Origin of the sequence: Cyclobacterium xiamenense, from assembly GCF_009467825.1 — a bacterium.
Classification (GTDB): domain Bacteria; phylum Bacteroidota; class Bacteroidia; order Cytophagales; family Cyclobacteriaceae; genus Cyclobacterium; species Cyclobacterium xiamenense.
The window spans coordinates 15,903-32,502 of record NZ_WIOK01000037.1; the positions used below are offsets into that span (position 1 = coordinate 15,903).

Below are 16,600 nucleotides of genomic sequence, written 5' to 3' on the forward strand. Positions count from 1 at the left end.
CTCCGGCCTTTTTCTTTCCACGCTCCTGGAATTATTCCGCTAAAATCGACTGAATAAAATAGACCGATTGGGGAATTTGGGCCACCGATCGGGAAGACTCGTCTTCGATGAGCAGGTAATCGGTACCAGCCATTTTGGCGTGCCGGATGATGCCCTCCACGTCGATGTCTCCTTCACCCAACACCACATTGGACTGCTTGTCTCCCGTTCCGTCGCTGCTGCCCGGAGTGCCTGGCTTGCGGTCCTTTAGGTGTAGCAGGGGAAACTTATCCGGATACGCCTTCAATAGTGCCAGGGGGTCCGCTCCAGCCATTTTCACCCAGAAAACATCCATTTCAAAAGCGAAGTGCTCGGCATTTTCCAGTATGTAATCAAAAAGGGTTCCTCCTTCGTAAGGCGTAAACTCGTACCCATGCGGATGGTAGCAAAACGTGAGGCCTGCCTCCTTTGCCATCCTCCCCGCCCGATTAAAAACCTCCAGGGCCTCTTTTGCCTCTACCTCGCCAAAACTACCGGACGCATGCGGAATCCAAAAGGTTACGATGTAGTTAGCGCCAAAAAACCTGGCCCGCTCAATGACCGCCTGCGGATTATCCCGCATTTCCTCAAAAGTACCTCCCACGCTTACCAACTGAAGCCCGTATTTTTCCAAAAGTGCCTTGTATTTTTTTTCACTCAATCCATAGGTTCCCCCACCTTCAATATAGCGAATGCCCCATTGGTTGATGAGTTGGTGGTACCTTTCTACATCCGTCTTCATCTGCTCCCGAAGACTGTAAAGTTGAAGGCCGATTTTCTGCGCTTGAAGGTCGCTCGTTGACTCCACGAGCAACAAGGTAGCAAAAACGAGTAAAAGGAGGGGCTTATTCATGGTTCTGGGTTTACTGGTGATTTAAATCCGCCTACGCCTCGTGAATATAAAAAATCCCGGAAACAAAACGCAACAAGTCAACAACGAATGCTACGGCAGTTATCTTCGCTTAGTCCTCTTTGAACCGATCCAGGACGTACAAAAAAATATTAAAGGACAGCGTAGACACCTCTTCCGAAGAAGCCTCTCCGGTAAGGTTTTCCCGTTCGCCCATTTCTTTGTACTTTGGCTTTTTCGTGGTGTTTTCTTCCCTGGTATATCCCGAAAATGAGCGGTCTCCCGAAGGTTTGGTTGATTTATCCACCTGGTTTTCGGAAGTTTGCGGATGATAGGGAAGTTCTTTTCTCTCTTTATCCGAGAGAATACGCTCCTCCGCTGTCTGTCCACTGGCAGTAGATACGGCAAGAGCGCAGAATATTAGTCCTGCAAATAAAAATTTTAAACTAATTTTCAGAAGTATATTTCGTAAATTCACCGGTAGCCATGTTTTGGATAAAGAATCAATCCCTAGAAACGAGAACTTACTTCAAAAATACTGAAAAATTCGTTGGATTGCAAAGGATTATCGTGAATCCTTTTAACCTGCCGGACGGTCGTTTGGCCGTACAGCCGGTAAAAAGCGCCGGGTATTGCTACCCCTTGTGTACCAAAAAATGAATCCATTTTTCCATGATTGAGCCCATCGATTTCAATGCTTTTTCGGTAAATCATTCCGGAGACTACCTGCCTGGATCTGCTCCGGCCCAAATCCAGCGGGTGTCAATCGATTCGAGAAACGTGCAAAACGGCACCTCTACCCTTTTCGTTGCGCTAGAGGGAACGCGCCGCAGTGGCTGGCATTTTGCAGCCGACGCCTACCGCCAACAGGTGAGAAACTTCATACTCCCGGCGGCTGCTCAATCCCCGGAACTCCAAACCAGCCTTTCCGGGTCCAACCTGCTATTTTGCCAGGATCCCCTGCGGGCATTGCAGGACCTGGCCCAGATGAACCGACACGCGTTTAAAGGTATGGTGGTGGGCATTACAGGTAGTAATGGCAAAACCATCGTCAAGGAATGGCTGGCCCAGGTGCTTTCCGAAAATTACCGGGTTTGGAAAAGCCCCAAAAGTTACAACAGCCAACTTGGTGTTCCGCTATCTGTGTTGGGAATGGAAAGCAGCCATCAGGTGGCCCTGCTCGAAGCAGGAATCTCCCAACCCGGGGAAATGAAACGTCTGGAAGCGATCATCCAACCCAGGCTGGGAATTTTTACCACCATCGGAACGGCCCATGACGAAAACTTTGAAAATCTGGAACAAAAAATCGCCGAAAAATGTGTGCTTTTCGCCGGTTGCCGGTTTGTCATCTACCGAAAAGATGTAGAAAAAATCAGTGGATACCTGGAACAACACTTTCCACCGGAGGTACGGATCAGTTGGTCCGAAAAACCCGGCGCTGACTACATGCTTACGGTCAAACCGGATGGAAAAAAGGGGAGCCGAATACTATTGCTTGGAAACGACCTAAGCACGTACACCTTTACCACCACTTTCCGGGATCCGGCTTCGTTGGAAAATATCCGCCACGTGATCGTTTCCGGGTTGGTATTGGGCATGTCGGCCCAATCCGTGCAAAGAGGGTTGGACCTGCTCCATACCGTTGACATGCGCCTTACCGCGAAGCAAGGAATAAACCGTTGCCGCATCCTGGACGATAGCTATAACAACGATCTCGCCGGTTTGGAAATCGCCCTGGAGTTTATGAACCAGCAGGGAAAACCGGCAGGAAAAAAAGTTCTTATCCTTTCGGAAATGCTTCAGGAAGGAAAGCAATCCGTAGTCCATGAGCGCATTGCCCGGATGATAACGCACTACGGCATTGATCGTTTTGTGGGCGTAGGGAAGAACTTCGATTCCCATAAAGGGATATTCCCGGAGCAACGTGCGTTTTATCCAGATACCGATACCTTGTTAGAACGCCTGTCTGAACTCAATCTGCGGGAGGACCTGATTTTGGTTAAGGGAGCCAGGGCCTTTCACTTTGAACGCGTGGTACGGGCGCTGGAAGCCCGGGTACATGACACGGTACTGGAAATAAACCTGAACTGCCTTCGGCACAATTTTGACCACTACCGGGCACAGCTAAAACCGGGCACAAAGGTAATGGTCATGGTGAAGGCGTTTGCCTACGGAAGTGGGTCGGCGGAGATCGCCCACCACTTGCAACAGATAGGCGCCGACTACCTCTCGGTGGCCTACCCGGACGAAGGTGTATATCTCCGCGAAAGGGGTGTGGAGTTGCCGATCATGGTGATGAATTCGGCCGTTCGCCACCTGGACCTGCTGCTTCGCTATCGGCTGGAACCGGTCGTCTACGACTTACAAACATTGAGGGAATTGGCCGATACCGCTACAGAAAACCTCTCCATCCACCTGGAGTTGGATACCGGCATGAGACGCCTGGGCATGGAGGAAATGGACCTGGAAGCTACCGTTACACTTCTACAGCAGCACCCGCACATACAGATGGCCGGCTTGTTTTCCCACCTGGCGGCAGCCGATGAAGCCGCTCACGAAGCCTTCAGCCGGCAGCAATTGGCCTTATTCGACCGGTGGAGTCGGTTCCTCATGCAACGATTGGGATGCCGACCGCTTCGCCATGTGCTTAATTCCGCCGGCATCATTCGCTTTCCCGAATACGCCCTGGACATGGTACGGCTGGGAATCGGCCTGTTTGGTGTAGAAATCAACGGAATGGAACAAGAAAAACTACAGCCGGCAGTATCGCTGAAAACGGTGGTCTCCCAGGTTAGGAAACTTAAAAAAGGCGAAACCATCGGCTATGGCCGCAGGGGGCGCATGCATGCCGACGGGGAAATTGCCACCCTTGCCATCGGCTACGCCGACGGGTACGATCGCCGGTTTGGCAACGGCCAGGCCTACGTCCTAATCAAAGGAAATAAGGCCCGCACCATCGGCACCATTTGCATGGATATGTGCATGGTCGATGTGACAGGAATGGATGTACGCGAGGGAGATGCAGTGATGCTCTTCGGAGAGGACCCTAGCTTGCAACAACTCGCGGAATGCATCGGAACCATCCCCTACGAACTGCTGACAGGGATCGGTAGGCGTGTGAAACGGCTGTACGTATTGGATTGAACGGCCGGCCGATTCGCTCATTTAGTCGTGAGGAATTGGATATATTTTTGTTTATTTGTCAGGTACTTTGAAAGACGTCCCGGATTGGTCACGCTAACAATCCAAGGGCCTACTTCGAACTTGAGCCAGTCTAACCAAATCGTTGAAAAAAACCCCGATGGAAGTACCCTTTACGGCTAAAAAACCAGCCTTTCTATGGATTTTGCCCCTTATCCTTACGAGCTTCTTTTCTTGCGAGGATAGCCTGCTGGAAGAGGTTTTGGTGTACGACAATGATTTTGCCGAGTCCGATTTGGTGTATTTTGAAAAAGGCCGGCTCTATGATTTCAACGGTGATACGGTGCTGGGGTATTTTCACAACGAAGAGATATTGCTAAGACTACCGGATCTTCCTTCTCACAATGCGCTGAAGGTCACAATCGAATTATTGCTGCACGATAGCTGGGATGGAAATCCGGACAACATCGGTGGCCCGGATTTCTGGTACATGAATTTGGATGGTACACAAGTGCTGCGTACCACCTTTTCAAACAGCCCTTGCGAATCCACCTACTGCCTGTACCAATCTTATCCGGATGCGTATCCCCGGTTTTATGAGCCAAAAACCGGGGCCGTGACTACCGATCTTCCCGGTCGCTGTCAATACAGTACCACGCCAGGCTGGACCAGCAGGTACCAAATTACCAGAATAATTCACCACACCGAGAGCGAATTGGAACTCGTCTGTGGGGATGAGCTGAAACAAGAAAACGCACCCGACCCTGTCTGTGACGAAAGCTGGTCCATTGCACGAATTCAGGTGAGTACCATGACTGTAAATTAAAACGCATATGAGCAACCGTCTTTCCACCCTTTTTGCGACCGCTGGTTTTATTCTGCTAAATTTATGGGCAAGCGTTCCTGTTGCATGGGGTCAAAGTGTCAGCTTGAATCTGCCAATTTATGGGGAGTACATGCGTAGGCAGCAGTTGTTGGGTAACCTTTCCGAAAGCAGTAGTTTTATGATCCGCCCCCTGTATCCGCAGGAAGCTTTTGGCACCTCCAATGGAATGGACCTGGACGAAACGTTTACGGATGAGGACCTATCGGAGTTTAATTTTCGTACCAAAGACAACAAAGGGCGCTTTCAAGTATTACCGGTAATGGTTCGGACGCAATTCAATGAAGGGTACGGATTTGGTATCAACGACGGTCCCATGATCCCCAACAGGGGCATGCAATACCTGTTCAACGCCGGCTTCTATTTCGAATACGGCCCTTTGAGTATTCAACTCCAGCCGGAAGTCATGCATGCAGGCAATCAGTATTTCCAGGGGTTTCCCCTGGACCACTGGGGTAGCACCTGGCTGCAGTATTACGAGTGGTTGAACACGGCCGATATTCCCGAGCGATTCGGTGGTTCCCCCTATACCTACCTTTCTTTGGGGCAAAGCAGCATCCGCCTAAATCTCGGGGAGGTCTCTCTGGGAGTTTCCAACGAAAACCTTTGGTGGGGTCCGGGAAGGAATGCTTCGCTGCTGATGAGTAACCACGCGCCGGGTTTTCTCCACCTAACATTGAACACCCGAAAACCGGTTCAAACGCCTTTCGGCAGCTTCGAAGGACAGCTCATAGCCGGCAGGCTCGAGGATTCGGGCTTTGCCCCCCCTCACGATAACTATGTATACGCGAACACGCCGCTGTATGTGCCCAAACGACCGCAGGAGGACTGGCGCTACCTATCCGGTCTGGTGCTTAGTTACCAACCCAAATGGCTACCGGGATTGTTTCTTGGCTTTAGTTCCGTATCGCAAATGTACCATACCGACATGCAGCAACTGGCCGATTACCTACCGGTTTTCAATGGAGAAAAAGGACCCGAAAGTATTTCCAGACCCGATGTGGACAAAAGAAACCAGCTGAGTGCAGGATACTTTCGATGGATAGACACCAATGGTCACTTTGAATTTTACGGGGAATACGGTTCCAATGGGAATAGCAGAACCTTGTACGACTTTCTTATCAATCCGGATAAAAACCGGGCTTTTACGCTGGGGTTTTCGAACCTGATCCCATTAAAAAGAACCGATGAGTTTTTCCAGATCGGCATGGAAATGACGCAAACGGGGCAAACGATCCGGGATGTGATTCTGGCACGCAACAGTTGGTACACGCATCCCCACGTCCGACACGGGTACACCCACAAAGGCCAGGTACTTGGCTTCGGCTACGGCCCGGGTAGCAACGTACTTTCGCTGGACGCCGCCTGGGTGAAGGGATTCAACCGCCTGGGCTTCGCCCTGGAATACATCAACCACAACAATGATTTTTACTACAAGCGCTTTGAGGAAATCAAAGATTGGCGCAGGAAGTACGTGGACATCGTTCCCTCATTACTTGCCGAATGGCGTTTTCAAAACCTGTTGGTTGCGGGTAAATTTCAATACGTAAACACCCTCAATTACAAATGGTACCTGGAAAATCACCCGGAAATCTATTTCGTGCCCGGATTGGACCAGCAGACCTTTGTGGCTCAGGTGGGAATTTCCTACCTTATTCGCTAGCCATTTCCTGGTCCATACCAAGGAGGGTATCCAAAATCAATTCACAGGCAGCTACGTAAAAATCGGGCTGTATATTTTCAAAGGTATCGGTGGGTTGGTGGTAATCCTTGTGATCATCCACGCCGAAATAAATAAACGGGATATTTCGCTCGTGAAACGGTCCGTGGTCCGATGCTTTACTCCAATCCTTTTGGCCGGCCCCTCCATCGTTTCCGAGCACCAGTCGGATGGAAGACCTTCCGGCGGCAGCCTCAAGAAAGGGGCGAAATTGCGGATAAAAACGGGTACCTACCGCATACAGGGTTCGGTCATCGCTTCTGCTGATCATGTCCATGTTGACCACCGCTTTGACCTCTTCCAGTGGAAAAGGGAAGTCCCTGAGCAATGCCCTTGCCCCCACTAATCCTTTTTCCTCCGCATCCGTGGCCACAAAGAGAAAGGAATTCCGGGGCAGATTTTCGGAAAAATAAGCCGCCATCTCCAGCAAGGCCGCCGTTCCCGAGGCGTTGTCATCCGCTCCGTTATAAATTGCCTCTCCCTTTTTTCCGAGATGGTCGTAGTGAGCCAGTAACAAAATAATCTCGGCCGAAGCAGATCCGGGAATAAAACCAAGGATATTTACCCCTAAGCCTTCCGCTCCTTTGGCTGCATCCAGCACAAACTCCTGACGATATCCCGGAAACTGGCTACCAAGGCCAAGGGATTCAAATCGCTCCCGGATGTATTCCCTTGCCATACGACCTCCTTCGGTCATCGGAGCCCGGCCCTCCATCGAATCCGAGGAGAGCGTGCGCATGTCGGCCAGCAGGCGACTTTGGTCAATATTCTGCCCAAAAACCAGGTAGGGAGCAGCCCAAAAAAGTAATAAAATAAGCGGGGTAATCGTTTTCATACAGGAAGTTTTTACGTTGGCTTGTGTATATTCGTGAAAATACTAAACTTTCACTTGTAGATTTGACTTTGTTGACGAAATATATCTTAACGGCAGGCCTGCTTTTTTTGACCTACCTGCAAAGCATCGGCCAAAATGAGGTGGTGGAGCAGTTTTTAAGTGGAAAGTCGGTGGTATTTATTTCTGCTTCTACGAATGCAACGCCTTCCCTTTCCTGGAAAGAACTGGCCGAAGAAATCCACTCCGCTCTCATCGCTGCCGGAGGGGATCCCATAGCCTATTACGAATTGGAAGAGGCCATCCTATCGGAAGCCATCAAAAGCACCTATGCCTCCTTTTTTTCCCAACGGTTGGTTAAAAACATCGTCTTGTTGATCCGGAAAAATGATGGGCGGTTTTTTAGTCACGTATTTCCCTTTACCGGCAATGCCAACATCATTGCTCCGGGAGAAAACTGGTCCGGCTCCTCCGAAGACCTGCAAGGAATTAAAAACCAAATCGAATCCCTGGGCAGCGGCAGAAGCAGTGAAAACTTTTTGGTAATCGAGGTGCCGGAATACCCGCCCGTTCCGGGAATGGAGAATAGCACGGCTCAAAGTGGCTACCTTCCCCGAAACCCGCTCAACCTCGACGCCTTCAAACTAGGGGTACTGCTTACCGGCGCCTCAGGAAACGAAGGTTTTCTCACCAGTTTCCGACACGATGTCTACGGTAAGCCGGAGGAGCAGGTGGCCGCCGAACAACGGGCAGAACGCGAAGGTATGGAGTCGGTTTTTGAGGCCAATTATCCCCACGAGGTGGTTTTCCTGACCGAAGCACGGTCCAATCAGGAACTGATTCGCGACGGAGTACAGTTTCTTCTGATGAAACAGGAAGGCCGGGAAGCAGACCTCATGCAAAGCATGGGCCTGAACCCCGAGGCAACTGAATCGCCTGACCGGGTTGTCGTCAAGTACTACATCCGGTTTTTGGTACGAAACGAGCAATACATCGGAACGCGCTGGGACGCCGATCCGGATTGGCGGGTAGCGTTAAAATCTTTTTTGGAACAGGTGTCGTACTAATCGCTTTTGGGGTTTCCATCCGCGCTCCAGGAGATACCGGCCGTGTACACGGTACAATGATTCAGCTTTCAAATAAGGCATTCGGTTGGTTCCAATGGATCTTCGCAACGTACACGCTTCCATCGCTGCCGTGTTTTTCCACGCCCTCCGGCTGCATCCACTCTGCCACCGTCACCCATGTTTCCGAGGGGCTGACCTCGGTCACGCCAAAATTACCCAAGCGGGCGCCCCTTTCCGGCACCAGGATACGTTCCGTATGCCGTACCACCACCAAGCGCTCGGGGTCTACCTCAGCTATAAACAAGGGAGCCCGGTGCCGGAATACGTGATCGTTCCCTGCACCCCTGCGGGTATAGACCAAGAACAATCCATCGCTGTGGCGCACCCAATGCTGCTGGGTATTGTAATTGCCCAGGTCGCTGCCGTCATCAAATTTCCAGGGCCGAATGGGCGCGAAGTGCATGCCGTCCTCGCTGGATGTGACGTAGCCCTGCAGATCGTTCCGAATGGTAAGCAGGTATTTTCCAGCAAAGTAGGTCAACGAAGGTTCGTGCAGTCCCCGGCTATCATCAGCTACCGATAGCGTATTGCCCATTTCCCGAAAGGTAAGGTCTCTTCCGTCAAACGCACAGCGGCAAACGGCCACCTGCGAATTTTCCCCAGGCGGACTAAAATAGATGGGAAGCAAAAGGCTTCCATCGGAAAGGTCCAGGCGCTGTACGCAGCCTGCACCGGCATTCTTAAACCGCTCTTCATCCGGCATTTTCATTTTCTTCCAGGTATTCCAACTACCTTTCTTGGTATCAAAAATGGCGTAGGCCGTGTGTCGGGGTCGGGGGTGCGTTACTTTCCATTCTGGCGTGTAGACAATGGTGTGCCCGGTACCCAACAATACGCCGGTTTTATGGTGCCATTTTGGCCAGAAATCACTGGCCGCCACCGGCCGCTCCACACCGTCAATGGTTTCCATGCGAGGTGCCAATCCTGGAGACCTTTCCGGTTGGGTCCAGGTCGCACCCCGGTCCGGGCTTTTCATCCGGTACATTCCTTTGAACACGTCACTGCCCTCCAGGTCCAGGGTACTCAGGGTCATAATCGCTTCGCCCCGGTGCGGTATCAATCCGGCACGGGGGTGTACCCAGCACTGCTTGCCATCAAACAAACGGGTGGGCACCTGCAAGTCCAGGCGATAATCTAGCGCCGGCTGCCACTTCTTCCGGCCAACCAGGGGAAGGCTCGACATACTTAATGCGGCGCCGGTGATCAGGCTGTTTCGTAAAAACGTCCTTCGACTCTCCGGTTTTTGCTTATTCCTACTCATGGTATTGAAAGTACCAAATATTCCGGAAAAGGGCCAGGATTACGCCGCTTTACTGAAAGCTTACGAAACGCTTGGTTTTTTGTGGAGGGTAGTATTTCGCTTTTCCAGAGCTAGGCCACTTTTCCTATTGCGAAAAACCATTAGCTTCGATTGGGAGAAATCCGACGGGAGCATTCCGAAATACGTGGATAAAAACACATCTGGTAGGGTATGATACTCTTTTTGCCAGGAAGCAAAATCGGGTGTTTTGGGCAATGCAGGTTTATCCAAAAACATACCATCTAGTTGCAGATTCGTTTTTCGGTCGCCTCCACTTCAAAAAAAAAGGCATGCCCTTTGGACATGCCTCACACTTCGTTTGAGCAGATTTTACTTTGGGGTGATAAGCAACTTTTCTACTTTTTCAAAGTGCACTTATTTATCAATGGAGCCAACTACACGCTTCATAAAGGCATTCATGGCCTCTTTTTTATCGGTCCCATCTTTGATCATTTGGTTAACTTCCAGTGTACCGTAAAGGTTTGAAAGCAGTTCTCCCATCACGTCCAGTTCCTCGTCTTTCAGAGAACTGATCTCGGTCATGGACTCCAAGAGTTCGATGGTTTCCACCACCCAGTCCTCGTCGTTTTCCTCAATAAATTGCAATACGTGTTTAATTATTGGTAATCTCATCAATCAGTGTTTTTAGGACTTCTTCTTTATTGGTTTGTACCTGGTTCACGATCACTCCTTTGTTGAAAACTGCAAAGGTCGGCAAGTTACTCACCTCGGCCAATTTTCTCGACTCAGGCAATTTTTCCGCATCTACGTACAGAAATGTAATTCCTTCGTGGGAATTGCTCAGCCTTTTCATTTTCGGCTTCATGATCCGGCAATTGCCACACCAGGTAGCCCCATACTGAACCACTACTTTTTCGTTCTCCTGAATGATCTCCGCTAAATTATCCGTTGTTAATTCCTGTAACATATGTTTCGTTTGATTTTAATGAAAGCGCAAAGGTAACAACTATAGCTATCAAATTCCAATTGATTGTATCTATGAGTCATTGCGCCCTAGTAGAGCTTTTTGTGAACAAAGGGAATCAAGGCCAGCGTCACGGCCTGCTGGTAATATTCCAGGCGATTGACAACGCCGTTTGTCAGGATTCCCACGGCCCCGTTTCCTTGCTTGGAGTTGGTTCGCTGAAAAACCCGATCATCGGCTTCTCCCAGCTCCATGCCCTTGCGAATCAGGCTGGATATCGCTTCCGGCAAAAAAAAGGTAGCGGTCTTGGCTTTTCCGATTTGGCCGCTTGGGTCCAGGATCACCATCCAGGCAAAGGCCACCATCTGCTCTCCTACTTCATCTACCCCTCCTTCGATACCCACCCAAAAATCGGCTTCTGGAAAGGCCTTTTTGGCTTCAAAGGCCCGGTTATAGGCCCCGGTATAGGTTTCTACCTCACCATGAGGCTGGTCGTTCACGCTGGAGTTAACGTTCAGCCCCTCCACAAGAAAGTAGTCTTCAAAAAGCGATTGAAATGCGTTTTCTGTGCTTTTGATTTTTACCGGATTTTTGCTACCTACAATTACTAATCTCTGTTTTTTCTGTTCCTGGTAATTTCTTCGTTTCGGGAATGCCATTGGGTAATTTAAAGTTGGAAATCGTTTGATTTAGGCCATGTTGTGGTAGACCTGATTTACATCGTCGTCCTCTTCCATCCGCTCGATCATTTTGTTGATATCTTCTTCTTGTTCGGGGCTTATTTCGGTGGTAGACATGGGAAAGCGCTGCATGTCGGCGCTGATGACTTCGATACCTTTGTCTTCCAACGCTTTTTGCATGTTGCCGAAATCCTCAAAAGCGGTATAAACGAATATTTCACCTTCGTTTTCGTCGATATCTTCGAGTCCAAAATCAATCAACTCCAATTCCAACTCCTCCAGATCCCAATCGTCTTTGGGAAATCGGAATACCGCTTTTCGCTCAAACATAAAACTTACCGATCCAGTGGTGCCGAGCGAACCGCCCGCTTTGGTAAAGTAGTGTCGGATATTGGCCACCGTCCGGTTCAGGTTGTCGGTAGACGTTTCGACAATAACGGCTATTCCGTGGGGGCCATAGCCTTCGTATACGATCTCTTCGTAGTCTTTCTCGTCCTTGTTGCTGGCGCGGGTAATCGCCGCCTCAATCCGATCCTTGGGCATGGAGGCGCCTTTGGCGTTTTGGATCACCGTCCGCAGCTTGGCATTGTTTGCCGGATCAGGACCACCCGCCTTCACGGCCATCACGATCTCTTTTCCAAGGCGTGTAAACACCTTGGACATTTTACTCCATCGTTTGAATTTTCGCTCTTTTCTAAATTCAAATGCTCTTCCCATACACGTTATTTTTTCAGGTTTGTAAAAATAAATAAATTTTTCATTAGGCCTAGTACCGGGGTCAAACAAACCCAAACATATCTTTTGCACGCAACGCCCTTTTTCAACCCGAACCTTTCAAAATCCGTAACACCATAGTAGCCTGCCAACCCTAAATCCTGTACGTATGGAGCAAATGCTTTCCAACCTTCCGCAATCCCCCCATCCCCGAATCGTCATCGTAGGTGCCGGTTTTGCCGGCCTCAAACTCGCCAGAACCCTGCGCAAAAAAGCCTATCACGTAATCCTACTGGACAAAAACAATTACCACCAGTTTCAGCCGCTTTTTTATCAGGTCGCCACGGCAGGGCTGGAACCCAGTGCCATTTCCTTTCCCTTGCGCAAAGTCTTCCACGATACCCCAAATGTAACCTTTCGCATGGGAGGTGCCAAACGCATAGACCAGCAGCAAAACCGATTGTACACCGAAATCGGGTACATCGACTACGACTACCTGGTCTTAGCTATGGGTGCCGATACCAATTATTTCGGAATGGAAAACATCATGAAAAACAGCATTCCGATGAAATCGGTGTCGGAAGCACTCTTTATCCGAAATAAGATCATTTCCAACTACGAGCGGGCAATCACCATCGCCGATGAATCGAAAAGGAAAGCCCTGATGAATGTCGTGATCGTCGGGGGAGGACCTACCGGTGTGGAACTGGCAGGCGCCATGGCCGAACTGCGCAACAAAGTATTTCCGAAGGATTATCCACAGCTAAATTTCAAAAACATGAAGGTAGTGCTCGTAGAAGCGGGCGCATCGCTGCTGGCCGGGATGAGCGCGGAATCCGGTGAAAAGGCCAAAACCTACCTGGAAAAGCTACAGGTGGAAGTATTGCTCCATACCGCCGTCGCCGATTACGACGGGCTGAATGTAACCATCAATGGTGAAACCCGCTTTCAAACCCATACCCTGCTTTGGGCTGCTGGCATTGTGCCCAATCACATCGAAGGGATTCGGGAGGAACAAATCGCAAAAGGCGGGCGCCTGCTGGTCGACGCTTATAACCGCCTCCATTCCAGCGAAAACATCTTTGTTCTCGGAGATGGTTGCCTACAGCAAATGGAGGACTACCCCCGCGGCCATCCTCAGGTAGCACAGGTGGCCATACAGCAAGCCCGGAACCTGGGCGCAAACTTACTGGCCAAACTCCATCAGCAACCGGAAAAACCCTTTCGCTACAAAGACCTGGGAAGTATGGCCACCGTTGGTAGAAAACTGGCGGTGGTGGATTTGCCCTTTATTAAATTTCAGGGTCTGCTGGCCTGGCTGACCTGGCTATTTGTCCACCTCATGGCCATCGTAGGTGTAAAAAACCGCATTTTTATCTTTTTGGATTGGTCCTGGAACTACCTTTCCTTTGACCCCTCGCTGCGTTTGCTAATTAAACCCACCATTTCCAAGCCAGAAGACCGGGAAAAACTGACCTTGAAAAAAAATTAACTGCCGCATTTCCTGCATTTTAACATTTCTTAACAAACGGCGCTTAAACTTCGGCGCCAGCCTTTGGTCTAATCCCTACAAACCAATTATTAAATACGTACCATGAAAAAAATACTAATCATCGCCGTACTGGTAGGAGCTACCTTCGTACAGGCCCAGGCCCAACGACGCGGGAATCAAGAGGTCAATCCGGAACAACTCGCAGAAAAAATGACCGAACGAATGGCAGAAAAACTGGATCTATCCGAGGAACAAAAAGAGCAAGTCCATGCCCTGCACCTGGAAGAAGCCCAGAAAAGAAAAGCCATCTGGGAAGAGAGAAAGGGCGAAAGAGAGGCCATGAAGGCTGAAAGAGAGGCCTTTCAGGAAAAAATAGCAGCCGTTTTGACCCCAGAGCAAAAGGAGACCTGGGAATCAATGAAAGCAGAAAACCAGGAAAAAATGCAGGAGAGACGAAGGCGCTCCGGACCTGGCACCAGGGATCGACAGCGACCCGGGTCTTCCGGGATCTAACACAAGACATTATCAGATTAATTTGGGTTTAATTAATGGATCAAAAGCGGCGGTCAGTGACCTCCGTTTTTTTTATGCCGTTTACCGAATATGTCTTAATTTGGCAAAGATCCATGAAAAAAGCAATCATCGTTTTTCAAAAATATCCGAAAGCCGGAACCGTGAAAACCCGTCTGGCCAAAACCATCGGTGCCGACAAAGCGGCGCGTTTGTATGCCTTTCTGGTCCGCCACACCCACCAACAACTCGCCGGGCTCGATGCAGCCATTTTTGTCTTTTACAAAGGTCCTTTTTCCCCGGAAGACTATCCGGGAAAAAGGTATCGTTTTCAGCCGCAAGACTCCGGCGATCTCGGTACCAAAATGAAAATTTCCTTCCAACAGATTTTTTCCATGGGTTTCGAACAGGCCCTGATTATAGGGACGGACTGTTTTGAGCTACAAACCAGGCACATGACCGAAGCCTTTGATTTGCTCCAAGACAAGGACCTGGTCCTGGGACCTGCGGTGGATGGTGGCTATTACCTCCTCGGCCTCCGCAAGCCCGCTGACCGCTTATTTGAGGATATCTCCTGGAGTACCTCCGCCGTATTGCACCAAACGCTGGAACGTGCCGAAACCGAAGGCCTGTCCGTCGCTTTTCTGGAAAAGCTTCGGGACGTAGACCGATACGAGGACTTGGGAGAGTTGAAGCAACTGCTCCCCGAGCTATAGAAAGCTGATCCTAACCAGTACCCCAGCGGGAACCTTAGACGAGGTACTGTTGGCTTCTTTACCATGCCGGATTCCGCCCGGGCTACGGGTACCGCATAACCCCTCCTGTTGGGAAAAGAATGCCTACAAAAAATGCCTGCCGCCAGTCGATCAAAACCAGCAACAGGCATTATCTTGCCAACGAATATCCTGTGGATTAAAACGGTTTACCCAGGGCTGCGTACCAAATGCCCCCATACAGGTGGTTTAGGAAATCCGCATCCTCAAACGCTTCTTCCACATGTCCGAGGCCGGTATAAAACACCCGTCCGCCGTCGTACTCGTGGTACCAGGAAATGGGGTGCACGGCGCCCATGCCCATTTTTTGTCCGTTTCGCTCGCCCACTTCGTAAGACGTTTCGTCCAATTGAACGAGAATATTGACGCTTTCATTAAAATTTTTAAATTCGTACCATTCGTCGGTGCGAAGCCATTTGTCGTTCAGGTGATAGGTGGCAGGATGATCCCTGTTTACCACCTTCATCCTTGCTGTCTGCTGCTGTGGATGGTGGTTAAATTGTCCACCGATCAACTTGGTATACCAGGGCCATTCGTATTCGGTATCCGTGGCACTGTGTACACCTACCACCCCTTTGCCGCTTTGCACAAAACGCTCAAAAGCAGCTTTTTCTTCCGCGTTGAAAATGGTGCCCGTAGTACTCATCAGGATGATCACATCGTAACGCTCCAGGTTCTTATCGTTGATCAGGCTGGCGTCTTCGCTGGCGTACACCTGAAAGCGGTGCTTTTCTCCCAGTTTTTTGATGGCGGCGACTCCTTCGGGTATGGATTGGTGGCGAAATCCGGCGGTCTTGCTGATCACCAATGCGCGGAACTGCTGTGCCTGACTTAAAGCAGGCACGAAGAGTAAGGCCAACCCGAAGACCATAAAGCCCAGGGTTTTGAGTTTATTGTTCATTGAATGCATGGATTTGGTAAGTTAAAATAAAGGACGATAATACAATTATTATTTCACAATGTCGAATTTCTCCCCGGCAACTTTTCTACCAAAGGCGTTGAAATGCCACCACTCGGAGCCAATGCCCGTGAATCCTCCCTTTTTCATGACATCCCTCAGTATTTGCCGATTCGCTACCTGCTCCGGACGTAGTTTGCCCTCCGCCAACATCTGCTCTTCCCTATCCGGATAGGCGGGATAGCCAAAGTAATCGTACCCGGTTCCCATGTCCAGCGGTTCCCCATTTTCCTTGCTGGCAAGGGTTAGGTCCACTGCCACCCCAAAATTATGCAGGCTTCCTTTTTTGGGGTCGGCTACGTACAGCGGTTTGATACTGTCCGGTTTGTCCAGCTCATCCCATAGGATTTGTTGCACCGATTGGGGCCGCACTGCATCGTAGACCAAAAAAGTGAGTTCCGGATGGGTTTTGCTTAGCTCCAGGTAGGCCATTTTGAGCATCCCGGCGACTTCAGGCTGCATGTAGCAGCGGGTAAGAGATCCGTATACGTTTTTTCCAAAAAAATTATCGGTAGATGCGTACTTCAGGTCCACCCTCACTTCCGGAATGATTGCCTGCACATCCACCAAGCCCGCAGCAAGCAATCGTTTTTCCAGTGTGTCCGTTTCCTGCTCCGCTACTTGCACTTCTTCCTGCACTGAATCCGCCTTGGCAGGATCCACTGTTTTGCTCTCCG

Annotated in this window: 17 protein-coding genes; 7 read left to right on the forward strand and 10 right to left on the reverse strand. The window is 50.1% G+C overall.

Translation table 11 applies throughout. The annotated features are described in order from the left end of the window. Positions 1-31: 31 nt before the first annotated feature. Complete coding sequence (locus tag GCU44_RS20110; protein ID WP_154859076.1) at positions 32-871, reverse strand: sugar phosphate isomerase/epimerase family protein; 840 nt, start codon at positions 869-871, stop codon at positions 32-34. A 109-nt stretch (positions 872-980) separates the two neighbouring features. Beyond that, the gene (locus GCU44_RS20115; protein ID WP_092170365.1) at positions 981-1,346 is read right to left on the reverse strand and encodes a hypothetical protein; all 366 of its coding nucleotides are present in this window, start codon (positions 1,344-1,346) and stop codon (positions 981-983) included. Between the two features lie 194 nt (positions 1,347-1,540). Between GCU44_RS20115 and GCU44_RS20120 the strand changes: the two genes are divergently transcribed. The 3 genes from GCU44_RS20120 to GCU44_RS20130 all read left to right on the forward strand — a co-directional run bounded on the left by GCU44_RS20120 (position 1,541) and on the right by GCU44_RS20130 (position 6,555). Next, positions 1,541-4,012, forward strand: a complete 2,472-nt coding sequence (locus tag GCU44_RS20120; RefSeq protein ID WP_241685043.1) for a bifunctional UDP-N-acetylmuramoyl-tripeptide:D-alanyl-D-alanine ligase/alanine racemase — start codon at positions 1,541-1,543, stop codon at positions 4,010-4,012. Positions 4,013-4,154: 142 nt separating this feature from the next. Beyond that, on the forward strand, positions 4,155-4,835 hold the full coding sequence (locus tag GCU44_RS20125) for a hypothetical protein (protein WP_241685044.1): 681 nt from the start codon (positions 4,155-4,157) through the stop codon (positions 4,833-4,835). 7 nt (positions 4,836-4,842) lie between these two features. Further along, the gene (locus GCU44_RS20130; protein ID WP_154859078.1) at positions 4,843-6,555 is read left to right on the forward strand and encodes a capsule assembly Wzi family protein; all 1,713 of its coding nucleotides are present in this window, start codon (positions 4,843-4,845) and stop codon (positions 6,553-6,555) included. On the opposite strand, the gene GCU44_RS20135 is transcribed toward GCU44_RS20130, so the two are convergent. Continuing rightward, a complete protein-coding gene (locus tag GCU44_RS20135; RefSeq protein WP_154859080.1) occupies positions 6,545-7,447 on the reverse strand; it encodes a M28 family peptidase in 903 nt (300 codons plus the stop codon). The genes GCU44_RS20130 and GCU44_RS20135 overlap by 11 nt on opposite strands. 71 nt (positions 7,448-7,518) lie before the next feature. On the opposite strand from GCU44_RS20135, the gene GCU44_RS20140 reads away from it, so the two are divergent. Further along, on the forward strand, positions 7,519-8,511 hold the full coding sequence (locus GCU44_RS20140) for an NTPase (RefSeq protein WP_154859082.1): 993 nt from the start codon (positions 7,519-7,521) through the stop codon (positions 8,509-8,511). A 61-nt stretch (positions 8,512-8,572) separates the two neighbouring features. Here the strand turns inward: GCU44_RS20140 and GCU44_RS20145 are convergent, their stop codons facing one another. The 5 genes from GCU44_RS20145 to GCU44_RS20165 form a co-directional block, all read right to left on the reverse strand. Beyond that, on the reverse strand, positions 8,573-9,832 hold the full coding sequence (locus GCU44_RS20145) for an exo-alpha-sialidase (RefSeq protein ID WP_154859084.1): 1,260 nt from the start codon (positions 9,830-9,832) through the stop codon (positions 8,573-8,575). A gap of 414 nt (positions 9,833-10,246) precedes the next feature. Next, positions 10,247-10,504 (reverse strand): DUF6952 family protein, encoded by a 258-nt coding sequence (locus GCU44_RS20150; protein ID WP_092170382.1) that lies wholly within the window; start codon positions 10,502-10,504, stop codon positions 10,247-10,249. Continuing rightward, the gene (locus GCU44_RS20155) at positions 10,485-10,799 is read right to left on the reverse strand and encodes a thioredoxin family protein (protein ID WP_154859086.1); all 315 of its coding nucleotides are present in this window, start codon (positions 10,797-10,799) and stop codon (positions 10,485-10,487) included. Before GCU44_RS20155 ends, GCU44_RS20150 begins: the two co-directional genes overlap by 20 nt. 86 nt (positions 10,800-10,885) lie before the next feature. Beyond that, the gene (yjjX, locus tag GCU44_RS20160) at positions 10,886-11,455 is read right to left on the reverse strand and encodes an inosine/xanthosine triphosphatase (protein ID WP_154859088.1); all 570 of its coding nucleotides are present in this window, start codon (positions 11,453-11,455) and stop codon (positions 10,886-10,888) included. A 30-nt stretch (positions 11,456-11,485) separates the two neighbouring features. Beyond that, a complete protein-coding gene (locus tag GCU44_RS20165; RefSeq protein ID WP_092170390.1) occupies positions 11,486-12,193 on the reverse strand; it encodes a YebC/PmpR family DNA-binding transcriptional regulator in 708 nt (235 codons plus the stop codon). A gap of 166 nt (positions 12,194-12,359) precedes the next feature. Between GCU44_RS20165 and GCU44_RS20170 the strand changes: the two genes are divergently transcribed. From GCU44_RS20170 to GCU44_RS20180, 3 genes are all read left to right on the forward strand, one after another. Further along, the gene (locus GCU44_RS20170; protein ID WP_154859090.1) at positions 12,360-13,682 is read left to right on the forward strand and encodes an NAD(P)/FAD-dependent oxidoreductase; all 1,323 of its coding nucleotides are present in this window, start codon (positions 12,360-12,362) and stop codon (positions 13,680-13,682) included. Positions 13,683-13,784: 102 nt separating this feature from the next. Then, positions 13,785-14,195 carry a Spy/CpxP family protein refolding chaperone gene (locus GCU44_RS20175; RefSeq protein WP_154859092.1) on the forward strand — a complete coding sequence of 137 codons (411 nt, stop codon included), beginning with the start codon at positions 13,785-13,787 and terminating at the stop codon, positions 14,193-14,195. Positions 14,196-14,308: 113 nt separating this feature from the next. Next, positions 14,309-14,908: a TIGR04282 family arsenosugar biosynthesis glycosyltransferase gene (locus tag GCU44_RS20180; RefSeq protein ID WP_161993986.1), complete on the forward strand. Its 600-nt coding sequence runs from the start codon at positions 14,309-14,311 to the stop codon at positions 14,906-14,908. A gap of 196 nt (positions 14,909-15,104) precedes the next feature. Here the strand turns inward: GCU44_RS20180 and GCU44_RS20185 are convergent, their stop codons facing one another. Together GCU44_RS20185 and GCU44_RS20190 are read right to left on the reverse strand one after the other, a co-directional pair. Continuing rightward, the gene (locus GCU44_RS20185; RefSeq protein ID WP_154859096.1) at positions 15,105-15,875 is read right to left on the reverse strand and encodes a ThuA domain-containing protein; all 771 of its coding nucleotides are present in this window, start codon (positions 15,873-15,875) and stop codon (positions 15,105-15,107) included. A gap of 39 nt (positions 15,876-15,914) precedes the next feature. Beyond that, complete coding sequence (locus tag GCU44_RS20190) at positions 15,915-16,562, reverse strand: M15 family metallopeptidase (RefSeq protein ID WP_241685047.1); 648 nt, start codon at positions 16,560-16,562, stop codon at positions 15,915-15,917. Positions 16,563-16,600: the final 38 nt, after the last annotated feature.